Source organism: Paraburkholderia silviterrae (assembly GCF_004353915.1).
GTDB lineage: Bacteria > Pseudomonadota > Gammaproteobacteria > Burkholderiales > Burkholderiaceae > Paraburkholderia > Paraburkholderia silviterrae.
Window position 1 is genome coordinate 604,528 of the sequence record NZ_SMRP01000001.1, and the last position, 12,200, is coordinate 616,727.

6 protein-coding genes are annotated in these 12,200 nt (G+C 69.6%); 4 read left to right on the forward strand and 2 right to left on the reverse strand.

Translation table 11 applies throughout. From position 1 onward, the window contains the following. Positions 1-7: 7 nt before the first annotated feature. From glgX to treY, 4 genes are read left to right on the forward strand one after another with little or no spacing between them, the layout of a single operon-like run. Positions 8-2,263: a glycogen debranching protein GlgX gene (gene glgX, locus EYW47_RS02645; protein WP_133193315.1), complete on the forward strand. Its 2,256-nt coding sequence runs from the start codon at positions 8-10 to the stop codon at positions 2,261-2,263. Between the two features lie 21 nt (positions 2,264-2,284). After that, complete coding sequence (treZ, locus tag EYW47_RS02650; RefSeq protein WP_133193316.1) at positions 2,285-4,183, forward strand: malto-oligosyltrehalose trehalohydrolase; 1,899 nt, start codon at positions 2,285-2,287, stop codon at positions 4,181-4,183. Next, positions 4,180-6,510 carry a 4-alpha-glucanotransferase gene (gene malQ / locus EYW47_RS02655; protein ID WP_133193317.1) on the forward strand — a complete coding sequence of 777 codons (2,331 nt, stop codon included), beginning with the start codon at positions 4,180-4,182 and terminating at the stop codon, positions 6,508-6,510. The genes treZ and malQ overlap by 4 nt, the downstream gene beginning before the upstream one ends. Beyond that, positions 6,507-9,437, forward strand: a complete 2,931-nt coding sequence (gene treY, locus EYW47_RS02660) for a malto-oligosyltrehalose synthase (RefSeq protein WP_133193318.1) — start codon at positions 6,507-6,509, stop codon at positions 9,435-9,437. Before malQ ends, treY begins: the two co-directional genes overlap by 4 nt. A gap of 102 nt (positions 9,438-9,539) precedes the next feature. Here treY and EYW47_RS02665 read toward each other — a convergent pair whose 3' ends face one another. Both EYW47_RS02665 and EYW47_RS02670 read right to left on the reverse strand, forming a co-directional pair. Continuing rightward, positions 9,540-11,036, reverse strand: coding sequence for a hemolysin family protein (locus tag EYW47_RS02665; protein WP_133193319.1), 1,497 nt, complete (start codon positions 11,034-11,036; stop codon positions 9,540-9,542). Positions 11,037-11,319: 283 nt separating this feature from the next. Then, on the reverse strand, positions 11,320-12,081 hold the full coding sequence (locus tag EYW47_RS02670; protein WP_133193320.1) for a sensor histidine kinase: 762 nt from the start codon (positions 12,079-12,081) through the stop codon (positions 11,320-11,322). Between the last annotated feature and the right edge of the window lie 119 nt (positions 12,082-12,200).

Consider the following 12,200-nt stretch of genomic DNA (forward strand, 5'->3'; position numbering starts at 1 on the left):
CATCGACATGGCTAACGGCCAGCACGAGCGGCTGCTGCCCGGCACGCCCTACCCGCTTGGCGCGACGTGGGACGGGCTCGGCACGAACTTCGCGGTGTTCTCGGCGCACGCCTGGCGCATCGAGCTTTGCCTGTTCGACCCGACCGGGCGCAAGGAACGCACACGCTACACGCTGCCCGAATGCACCGACGAAGTCTGGCACGGCTATTTGCCGGGCGCGCACCCCGGCACGGTCTACGGGCTGCGCGCCCACGGCCCCTACCAGCCGCATCACGGCCATCGCTTCAACCCGCACAAGCTGCTGCTCGACCCCTACGCGAAGCGGCTCATCGGGCAGTTCCGCTGGTCCGAGACGCTCTACGGCTACCGCGTGCATTCGAGCCGCGGCGACCTCTCGCTGGACCGCCGCGACTCGGCGCCCGCCATGCCCAAGGCCGTGGTCAGCCACGACGCCTTCGACTGGTCGCGCGACGTGCGTCCCAACACGCCGTGGGGCAAGACCGTCATCTACGAAACGCATCTGCGTGGCATCTCGATGATGCGCCACGACCTGCGCTCGCACACGCGCGGCACCTTCGCGGCGCTCGCCGCGCCGCGCTTCATCGACCATCTGCACAAGCTGGGCGTGAGCGCCGTGGAGCTGCTGCCCATGCAGGCCCTGCTCACGGAACGCTTTCTCTTCGAGCGCGGCCTGCGCAACTACTGGGGCTACAACCCGGCAGCCTACTTCGCGCCCGAGCCGTCGTATCTCTCGGGCCACGACCCCGACGAAATGCGCATCGCCGTGCGCCAGCTTCACGCGGCCGGCATCGAGGTGTTCCTCGACGTGGTCTACAACCACACCTGCGAAGGCGGCGAAGTCGGGCCAACAGTCTCGTGGCGCGGGCTCGACAACGCGAGCTACTACCGCTGCGTGCCCGGCGACGAGCGCTACCTGATCAACGACACCGGCTGCGGCAACACGCTCAATCTCGCGCATCCGCGCGTGCTGCAGATGGTGGCCGACTCGCTGCGCTACTGGGTCACCTCGTACGGCATCGACGGCTTTCGCTTCGATCTCGGCGTCACGCTCGGCCGCGAGGCGCATGGCTTCGATTCGGCGAGCGGCTTTTTCGACGTGCTGCGCCAGGACCCCGTGCTCTCGCAGGTCAAGCTGATCTCCGAGCCGTGGGACGTGGGGCCGGGCGGCTATCAGCTCGGCAATCATCCGCCGGGCTTCGCCGAATGGAACGACCGCTTTCGCGACAGCGTGCGGCGCTACTGGCGCGGCGACCCGGGCCAGCGCGCCGATCTCGCCGCGCGCCTCACGGGCTCCGCCGATCTCTTCGACAAGCGCACGCGCCGCCCCTGGGCCTCGCTGAATTTCGTGACCTCGCACGACGGTTTCACGCTCGCCGATCTGGTTTCGTACGACCATAAGCATAACGAAGCGAATGGCGAAGACAACCACGACGGCCATAACGAGAACTGGAGCGCGAACTGGGGCGTGGAAGGTCAGACCGACGATCCGTCGATTCTCGACACACGCGCGCGCGTCGCGCGCTCGATGCTCGCCACGCTGTTCGTCGCGCTCGGCACGCCCATGCTGCTCGCCGGCGACGAAGCCGGCCGCACGCAGCTCGGCAACAACAACGCCTACTGCCAGGACAACGAGATTTCGTGGCTCGACTGGACGCTTGCCGCAACGCCGCAAGGCGAGGCGATGACCGCATTCGTCGCGCGCGCGATCGCGCTGCGCCGGGACCACCCCGTGCTGCGGCAGACGCATTTTCTGTTCGGCGACCGCGACGTGCTGCCGGGCGTACACGACATCGACTGGTTCGACGAGCAAGGCGAGCCGCTATCGCCCGAAGCGTGGCAGGACCCCGAGGCGCGCGCGTTCGCGGTGCGGCGCGCGGGGCCGGGACTCGACGGCGAAATCGAAGTATTGTTGATGATGCTGAACGCTTCCGCGCACGCGGTGGCGTTCACCGCTGCCGCGCCGCACCTCGCGTGGTCCGTGCTGCTCGACAGCGCGCATCCCGAGGAACCGCCGCACGCATTGCCCGACGTGAAGCTGGAAGTCGCCGCGCACGCGCTCGTGGTATTGGGCGCGAAGCCCGCGCGCCACGGCGAGCCTGCCGCCGCGCACGTACCGCCTCCCGGCGCGGCAAGCAATGAGGCGAATGACGCGCCGCAAGGCGGCGAGACGCCGCCGCCCGACCCTCGCCAGCCGGGCGCAGCGCAAGCAAACGCCGACAAAGGCGCAGAAAACGACCGCTGAACAGGACTCCAGGAACCGGCCATGGCCACGCTTACGCATGATCCGCACGTCCGCCACTACATGCATTGCCTTCCTTTCGGCGCGCAGTTGACGGGCGCCGCGCACGCGCAGCCGCACACGCGCTTTCGATTCTGGGCGCCCTCGTGCGACGCCGTGCAAGTGGTGTTCGAAAACGACGCCTGCGCGCCGCTGGACATGACGCCCACGGGCAACGGCTGGTATGAGGCCCAGGCGCCATGCAGCTCGGGCACGCTGTACCGCTATCGCATCGACAACGGGCAACTCGTTCCCGACCCCGCTTCGCGTTTTCAACCCCAGGGCGTGCACGGGCCGAGCGAGGTGCTCGACGCGCGCGGCTACGCCTGGCAGCATGCGCACTGGCAGGGGCGCCCGTGGGAAAACACGGTGCTCTACGAGTTGCACGTGGGCGCGCTGGGCGGCTATCGCGGCGTCATGAAGCGCCTGCCCGCGCTCGCCGACATCGGCATCACTGCCATCGAGCTGATGCCCCTGAACGACTACCCGGGCGAGCGCGGCTGGGGTTACGACGTGGTGCTGCCCTATGCGCCGCACGCGGCCTACGGCACGCCCGACGAGCTCAAGGCGCTCGTCGATGCGGCGCATGGCCTGGGCCTGCAGATGTTTCTCGACGTGGTCTACAACCACTTCGGCCCGGACGGCAACTGGCTCGGCCACTACGCGAAGCCGTTCTTCAAGGCGGGCAAGCGCACGCCCTGGGGCGACGCGCTCGATTTCGCGCGCCCCGAGGTGCGCGACTTCTACAGCGACAATGCGCTCTACTGGCTCACCGAATACCGCTTCGACGGCCTGCGCATCGACGCCGCGCATGCAATCGACAATCCCGAGTGGCTGCGCGAACTTGCCGATCATGTGCATGCGCGCGTGGAGCCGGACCGCCACGTGCATCTCGTGCTGGAAAACGAGCACAACGAAGCGAATCTGCTGGAGACGCACTTCGACGCGCAATGGAACGACGACGCGCATCATGCGCTGCACGTCATGCTGACCGGCGAATCGGAGGGTTATTACCGCGCCTTCGCCGAAGCGCCCATCCACCAGCTCGCGCGCGTGCTCGGCGAAGGCTTCGCGTACCAGGGCGACCCCTCGCCCGTGCATGCGGGCGAGCCGCGCGGCGAGCCGAGCGCGCATCTGCCGCCCACCTCGTTCGTGATGTTTCTGCAGAACCACGACCAGATCGGCAACCGCGCGCTAGGCGAGCGCCTGCGCGCCTTGAGCGACGACGGCGCCTTGCGCGCGGCCACGGCGCTGCTGTTGCTCTCGCCGCAGATTCCGCTGCTGTTCATGGAGGAGGAATACGGCTCGACGCAGCCATTCCAGTTCTTCACCGCCTTCGAAAGCGAGTTGGCCGAAGCGGTGCGTGAAGGCCGCCGCAAAGAATTCGCGGCCTTCAGCGCGTTTCACGAACCCGCCAAGCGCGCGCAGATTCCCGATCCGAACGACTTGCAGACGTTCGTGAATTCGTCGCCGCCGGCGGACGCACCGCTCGACGAAGAACGGCGCGCATGGATGCACTTCTACAAGTCCGCGCTCACGGTGCGCGCGCGTCTGCTGATGCCGCGCTTGCGCGATGCGCGGCCGCTCGGCGCGACCGTGCTCGCCGACGACGCCGGCAACAGCGTGAATGCGCTCGTCGCGCGCTGGCGCCTCGCCGACGGCGAGACCTGGACGATCGCGCTGAACCTGGGCCCCGATGGCGTGCGGCTCGATGCGCAACCCAAAGGCATGGTTGTCTTCGAAACGCCCGAGCGCGCACGCGATTACACCGACAACGGCGTGCTGCCCGAAAGCGCCTGCGTGGCGTGGCTCACCGGCGCGGTGCCCGAGTACGCGCTGCATCACGACGCACGCGTGATGCAGCGCGAGGAGCCGCTCGCATGAGCACCGCGCGCCGCAGCGAGACGCTCGCGGGCCTCGCGCAACGCGCCGGCTTCGAAGTCGAGTGGACCGATGCGCGCGGCGCCGTGCAGCGCGTGCCCGACCACACGCTCGCCGCGTTGCTCGAATGCGCGGGCCTGCCCTGCGCGAACGCGACCCAGTTGCGGCACAGCGCCTCGACACTGAACGCGGAGCAGTCCTCGCGCCGGCTGCCGCCGCTCATCACCGCCGAATACGAGAGCGCGATCGAGCTGCCGTCTTCGGCGGTGCGCACGGGCAGCCACTATCGCATCGATCTCGAGAACGGCGAGCACATCGAGGGCCGCTTCACCGCGCCGCGCGACGCTCCCGCGCTGCTCGCGCCGCTCTCCGAGCCCGGCTATCACACGCTCACCGTCCACGATCACCGCCTGACGATCGCCGTCGCGCCACCGCGCTGCCACACCCTCGAGGACGCATGGCGCGCCCGGCACGGCAACGCATCCGGCCCGGGCGGCTCAGGTTCCCGCGTGCCGCCGCTCTGGGGCAGCGCCGCCCAATTGTATGGACTCCGACGCAATGGAGACGGCGGCATTGGCGACTACAGCGCGCTGGCCACGCTTGCCACTCAGAGCGCGCGGCACGGCGCACAAGCGCTCGCGGTCAGCCCCACGCATGCGATGTTCAGCGCCGAGCCGGGCCACTTCAGTCCGTACTCGCCCTCTTCGCGGCTCTGGCTCAACGTCGCGCACATCGATCCGGCCGCCGTGTTCGGCGCGCAGGCCGCGCACGAGGCCTGCGTCGCGGCGCAGGCCGTCGACACGTCGCGCGAGCTCGAAGCGTTGCCGCTCATCGACTGGCCGCGCGCGGTGCGGCTCAAGCTCGCGGTGCTGCGCGTGCTCTTCGATCGCTTCGACAGCACCGAGCGCACGAGCCACTCGCCGCGCGCCGCGGCGTTCGACGCGTTCTGCGCGCGCGGCGGCGAGGCGCTCGAAGACCACGCGCGCTTCGAGGCGCTCCAGGCGGCCATGCTCCAGGCGCCCGGCGGCGCGCGCCACTGGCAGGACTGGCCCGCGCCCTTGCGCGACCCGCGCAGCGCGGACGTCGCGAGCTTCGCCAGCGCGCACCGGCGCGAAGTGGACTTCCACCGCTTCCTGCAATGGCTCGCGGCCGAGGGCCTCTCGCGCGCGCAACGCGAGGCGCGCGAGGCCGGCATGACAGTCGGCCTCGTCGCGGATCTCGCCGTGGGCTGTGACGGCGCGGGCTCGCAGGCATGGGCGCAGCCCGACGACATGCTGCAACGCGTCTCGGTGGGCGCGCCGCCCGACCTCTTCAACCAGGCCGGACAAAGCTGGGGCCTCACCACCTTTTCGCCGCGCGCGATGCACAACACCGGGTTTCGCGCGTTCATCGACATGCTGCGCGCCGCGTTCGCGCATGCGGGCGGCGTGCGCATCGACCACATCCTCGGCCTGCGGCGCCTGTGGCTCGTGCCCGAAGGCGAAAGCGCGAAACACGGCGCGTATCTGCGCTACCCGTTCGACGATCTCGTGCGCCTCATCGCGCTCGAATCGTGGCGGCACCGCGCCATCGTGATCGGCGAGGACCTCGGCACCGTGCCGCCGGGCTTGCGCGAGCGGCTTGCCGCACACGGCCTCTACGGCATCCGCGTGCTGTGGTTCGAGCGCAAGGAAGGCGCGTTCCTCGCGCCTGCGCACTACGACCGGAACTGTGTGGCCACCACCACGACGCACGATCTGCCGACCGTCGCGGGCTGGTGGCGCGGCTCCGACATCGACTGGCGCAACCGCATCGGGCAGACGCTGGCGCGCGCGGACGGGCGCGACCCCGTCGCGCTCGAGCACACCCAGCGCGCCGCCGACCGCGCAGCGCTCTGGCTCGCGCTGCAGGACACCGGCTTCGCGCCGCGCGATGCCGCCGAGCCGCCGCCCGAAAACGCGCCGGTGGAAGGCGCGCTCGGCTACGTGGCCGCGAGTGCGAGCCCGCTCGTGACCTGCCCGCTCGAAGACCTGCTCGGCCTCGCCGATCAACCGAACCTGCCGGGCTCGATCGACGAGCACCCGAACTGGCGCCAGCGCCTGCCGCTGCCCGTCGACGCCCTGTTCGCCGATCCCGCCTTCGCCGCGCGCATCGGGACCGTCGTGCGGGCGCGCGCGATGGCCGGTGAAGCGGGCGATCAAACAGGAGCTCAAGCAGGGGGGCAAGCAGGCAGTGAAGCAGGCGGTGTTGCCGCCAGCCGCTCCGGTCACCCGGGTGGCGCCGGCGGCCCCGCGAGCCCTGGCGGCGCGCTGGCCGCGCCCGCCGCGTCCCCGCTTCGGTCCATGCCATGACCCTCCCGCGCGCCACGCTGCGTTTGCAGCTTCATCAGGGCTTCACGTTCGACGACGCGCTGGCGCAGCTCGACTATTTCGCCGCGCTCGGCGTGAGCCATCTCTACCTCTCGCCCATCACGACCGCGCAACCCGGCTCGATGCACGGCTACGACACGGTCGACTACGGCACGGTAAGCGAAGAGCGCGGCGGCGAAGCCGCGCTGCGGCGCCTCGCCGACGCGCTGCATGCGCGCGGCATGGGCCTCGTCGTGGATCTCGTGCCCAACCACATGGGCGTGGGCGGCGCACACAACGCGTGGTGGCTCGATATTCTCGAATGGGGGCGCCACAGCGCTTTCGCGCGCCACTTCGACGTGGACTGGCACTCGCCGGACCCGGTGCTGCGCGGCAAGGTGCTGATGCCGTTCCTCGGCGCGCAATACGGCGAGGAGCTCGCGGCGGGCCGCCTCGCGCTGAAGTTCGACGCGGCGCTCGCGCGCTTCTTCGTGCAGTACGGTCCGCACGTCTGCCCGATCTGCCCGACCGATTATGCGACGCTGCTGCAGTCGGCCAGCCATGCGGATCTCGACGCGCTCGCCGCGCCGTTCCAGGGCCTCACCACGCAGCCCGACGACCAGGCGCGCGCCGCCAGCGCACGCGATGCGCTGCGCGCCTTTGTGGAGCGCGAGGGCACCGGTGCGATCGAATCCGCCCTGCAGTCCTGGTCCGGCGCCAATCCCGACGCGCGCGAGCGCCTGCATCGTCTTCTTGATCGCCAGCACTTCCGCCTTGCGTGGTGGCGCACCGCCACGGACGAAGTGAACTGGCGGCGCTTCTTCGACGTGAGCGCGCTCGCGGGCGTGCGCGTGGAACGCCACGACGTATTCGAGGCGGTGCACAAGCTCGTGTTCCGCCTCTACGCCGAGGGCGTGATCGACGGTCTGCGCATCGATCACATCGACGGACTCGCCGACCCGCGCGAGTATTGCGAGCGACTGCGCCAGCGGCTCGTTTCGTTGCGCGCGCAACTACCATACATCGTCGTCGAGAAGATTCTCGCGCACGGCGAGCCGTTGCGCGAAGACTGGCCCGTGCAAGGCACGACCGGCTACGACTTCATGAACGACGTGGGCGCGCTGCTGCACGACCCCGCTGGCGCCGCGCCGCTCGCCGAGAGCTGGGCCGCGATCTCGGGGCAGGACCTGCCCTTCGCGCGCATGGCGCTCGACGCGCGCCGCGAGGTGCTGGCCGCGTATCTCGCGGCGGAGCTCGATCACGCGGCGCGCGCGCTGCACCGCATTGCCCGCGAGCAGCCCGTCACGCGCGATTTCACCTACGCGAGCGTGCACCGCGTGGTGGCGCAGTTGGCGATGCACTTTCCCGTGTATCGCATCTATCCGGTCAATGGTCTGCGTGGCCCAGAGGACAACCCCTGGTTCGATCGTGCGCTGCAAGCGGCTCGCCAGGCGCTGCCGCGCGCGAGCCTTGCCGCGCTCGATCAGGTCGATGCGTGGCTCGGCGCGCGTGCACCGGATGCCGACAACGGCAACGACGCGAAGCCCGCGCGCGCGCCACAGGCAAGCGCGAACGCCGGCGCACAACCCGGCACCGGGAATGGCACGAGCACGTCATCAAAGCCCGCCGTGCAAAATCCACCCGCCGTCGCCCTGAGCCACGCGCTCATCGCGCAGCGCACGGCACTCACGCTCTTCTCGCAGCTCACTGCGCCGCTCGCGGCGAAGGCGACCGAGGACACGGCGCTCTACCGTTACGGCCGGCTGCTTTCGCGCAACGAAGTGGGCGCGGACCCGGACGACTTCTCGCGCGGCGTCGACGAATTCCATGCGGGCAACGTGCTGCGCCAGCGCCGTTTCCCGTATGCCATGCTCGCCACGGCCACGCACGACCACAAACGCGGCGAAGACGTGCGGGCGCGGCTCGCGGTGCTCAGCGAAATCGCCCCCGAGTGGAGCGCAACGCTGCGCGCGTGGTCGACGCTGAACCAGCCGCACCGGCGCAACGACGCTACGCCGTCGTCGACATCGTCGGGGACCGTGGCAGGGGAATGGGCGCCCGGCCCGGCCGCCGAGGCGATGCTCTATCAAACGCTCGTGGGCTGCTGGCCGCCCGAGCTCGACGCCGGCGACCAGGCGCGCGTGCGCGAGCTTGCCGAGCGGATCGCGCAATGGCAATTGAAGGCGCTGCGCGAGGCAAAGCTGCGCACGAACTGGCTCGTGCCGAATGAAGCCTACGAATCGGACTGCCAGGCATTTGTCTTCGACATTCTCGCGCCGCAGAGACGCGACGGGTTTCTGCATGCACTCGCCACCTTTGTGGCGCGCATCGCGCCGGCCGGCGCCGTCAATACGCTGCTGCAGACCGTGCTGCGCCTCACCTCGCCCGGCGTGCCCGATCTCTATCAGGGCACGGAGCTCTGGGACTTCAGCCTCGTCGATCCCGACAACCGCAGGCCCGTGGATTTCGCCTTGCGCGCGGCGGCGCTCGATCAAGGCACGCCCGCCGCCAAGCTTGCACACTGGCGCGACGCGCACGTGAAGCAGGCCACCGTTGCGCGCCTGCTCGCGCTGCGCGCTCGCGCGCCGGAACTGCTGCGCGAGGGCGAGTACTGGCCGCTGGAAGTGCGCGGCGCGCAGGCCGTCCACGCGCTTGCTTTCGCGCGCCGCCACGGCGATACATGGGCTGTCGTGATTGGCACGCGGCATGCGATGGCGCTGCTGGAAGGCGATTTGCCGCTCGTCGAGCCCACGCGCTGGGACGATACGGCGGTCGTGTTGCCGAAGGGGTACCCGGCCGCGGATCTGCACGACTGGCTGAGCGATGCAAAGCGCGCCGCAACGCGGCACGATCAGGACAACGTGCTGTCTTTGCGTGACGTGCTGGGCGCGCTGCCTGTTGCAGTGCTGTCGAATCTCACGCCAGCCTGAAATGCGCCCACCGGAGCGCACCTGGGTCCGGTATCAAGCAAGATCAACCGATATCGTCTGATTTCAAGCGATTTCAGCGATCTCAAGCGATTTCAAGCGGCCTCAACCGTGGTCGTCATCCAGATCCTTCGGATACACGCGCACGAGCACGATGCGCGGTCCCTTCATCTTCTTCACGACGATGTCGAAACGGTCGAACTCGACGCGCTGCCCTTCCGCAGGCAGGTCGTTGAGCGCATGAATCACGAGGCCGCCCACCGACTCCGCGCGCCCTTCGTCGATATCGATGCCGAGCGCCTGCTCCAGCGACACCACCGGCAGGCTGCCACGCCCCATGAGCGTGCCGTCGTCCATGCGGGTCCAGTCGGTATCGGCCTGATGAAATTCGTCGTGGATCTGGCCCACCAGCGCACCGAGCAGATTGTCGAGCGTGAGGAAGCCGCCCGGCCGCAAGCCCTTGCGCCCGACCAGCGCGAAGTGCGGCGCCCCCTTGCGAAAGCGCCGGAACAGCGCGAGCGCGGGCGCCTCGGGCTTCACGTACTGCACGGGGCGCACGAACTTGCCGAGGTCGTCGAGCGCGTGGCCCGCCTCGCGCGCGAGCAGCAGATCCTTCAGGTGAATGAGACCCGCCACGCGCTCGCCCGAGGCGTCCTCGAACAGCGGATAGCGGCTGAAGCGATGCCGCGCGACGATCTGCATATTCTCGGCGAGCGACAGGTCGCGGCGCAGGCCCACCATCTCGTGCGCCGGGCGCATGAGGTCCGAGACGGTCAAGCGTGAGAAGTCCAGCGAATGCGCGAGTGCGTTCCATTCGTCGGGGCTATACGTGCTGCCAGGGCTTCCAGTGCCTGCGCTGCTTGCGGTACTCGCCGTGCGCCTGGCGCGCTTCGCCTTTGCCGCGGAGCTGGCCGAGCCGTTGGCGCGCGTCACGCCGCCCGCCGCCGCGTGGCCGTACGCGAGCGCGCGCGCGTCGGCTTGCGCGCGTGCCTCGGCCTGCGCCTGGGCTTCGGCCGCGGCGCGGCGGCTGCGCAGGATCAGCTTGAGCTCGTCGGTCGAGTAATGCGCCTCGGTGCCGTGATCCGCCGAGAGGCCGGCCAGCCGCAGCACGGCATTCGCGCTCGAGTTGAGCGCCCAAATGAAGGGGTACATCGTCCAGTAGAAGCCGTACAGCGGCGCGGCGGCCCAGAGCGAGATCTTCTCGGCTTCGCGAATCGCGAGCGACTTGGGCGCGAGCTCCCCCACCACGATATGGAGGAACGAAATCGCGGTGAAGGCGAACACGAGCGAGATGCCGTGGATCAGCTCCGGCGAGCGCACGCCCGCGAGATCGAAGACCGGCTCGAGCAACTGTGCGAAGGCCGGCTCGCCGATCCAGCCGAGGCCGAGCGAAGCGAGCGTGATGCCGAGTTGGCACGCGGAAAGATAGGCGTCGAGCTGGCCATGGACCTTGCCGAGCAGACGCCCGCGCAAGCCGTGCTGCGTCGCCAGGCTTTGCACGCGCGTCGCGCGCAGCTTGACGAGACCGAACTCCGCGGCGACGAAGAAACCGTTGAGGGCAACGAGCAACAGCGCGCCGGCGAGAGCGATAACCTGAATCAAGAGAGGGGGCTCCGGAGAAAACGAAGCGCTCAGTATAAGGGTGAAAGAATCTCGTAAGACGTGGATGGGCCGGAGCGGTTGCCGCCACGCAGGGGCTGCGCGCGTTGCGCGCGCGGCCCGCTTGCGTTACGAGGCCGATGCTGGGGCCGATGCTCACACACGGCCCCCAACGCGCGCACGCCGCCGATGCTGCTCGGGCGCCGCGCAGACGCCATCCAAGTGCCGCTGAGGTGCCGCTCAGGTGCCGCGCCCAAGTACCGCTCAGGTGCCGCTCGGATGCCGCTCAGATCCCGCCAATCGGCACGCTAAGCATGAGCGAAGCGGCCTCGCCCTCCACGAGCGGCCGCGCCTCGAAGCGCCCGCCGTGCGCCTCGGCCACGCGTTGGCACAACGCGAGCACCCACGCGCAGCGGCCCGCCTCCTGCGGCTCGCACGCCTGTGCACGGGCGAACGGTTCGAGCAGGTGCGCCAGCGCCTCGTCGGCGAGCGCTTCGCGGCTCGCCTGCCAATGCACTTCGAATTGAGCGGCCGTGGCCGTGGTGCTCACGTCGAGCGAGACCATCGTGCCCGCAGCGCTAGCCTCCGTCGCGAATGCCAGCATGAGCCAGAGCGCCTGCCCGATACGCTCGCGTGCAGCATCGAGCGTCGCGCCGGTGGGGGTGCCCTGCACGCCGACGCTCACACCGCGCGCGTCGGCGAGCGCGCGGCGCGCTTCGTCCACGGTCTCGTCGATGAGCGCATCGAGCGCGAACGGCGCGCGCTCGATGTGCAGCTTGCGCGTCTCGGCGCGCGTCGTATCGACGAGCGTTTCGAGCAGATGCACCTGCTGCTCGACGCCCGTGCGGATGCCCGCGAGCGCGCGCTGCGCGGCGGCGTCGGCGCTATCGATCTTGCGCTCGAGCACGTAGGCCCAGCTATGAATTGCGTTCAGTGGACTGCGCAAGTCGTGCGACACGCGCGAGAGCACATGGTCGCGCATGAACAGCGCGGTTTCGGCACACAGGCGTGCCGTGCGCTCGGTCGGGGTGGGTGATGTGGACGCCATCGAATTCCTCTTCTTTCGCCCGCCTGGGGCGGGCCGGCCCCATTATAGGCAGCGGCGCGAATAGCGGCGAAGTTGCAGCGACGTTGCGGCGGCCGCAATGCGCGCCGCGCGCCAGTTCG

What these genes read in the sequence shown, in the direction of transcription:
- glgX (WP_133193315.1), top strand. Translation starts at nt 8, where the DNA reads ATGGCTAACGGCCAGCACGAGCGGCTGCTGCCCGGCACGCCCTACCCG.
- EYW47_RS02670 (WP_133193320.1), bottom strand. Translation starts at nt 12,081, where the DNA reads ATGGCGTCCACATCACCCACCCCGACCGAGCGCACGGCACGCCTGTGT.
- treY (WP_133193318.1), top strand. Translation starts at nt 6,507, where the DNA reads ATGACCCTCCCGCGCGCCACGCTGCGTTTGCAGCTTCATCAGGGCTTC.
- treZ (WP_133193316.1), top strand. Translation starts at nt 2,285, where the DNA reads ATGGCCACGCTTACGCATGATCCGCACGTCCGCCACTACATGCATTGC.
- malQ (WP_133193317.1), top strand. Translation starts at nt 4,180, where the DNA reads ATGAGCACCGCGCGCCGCAGCGAGACGCTCGCGGGCCTCGCGCAACGC.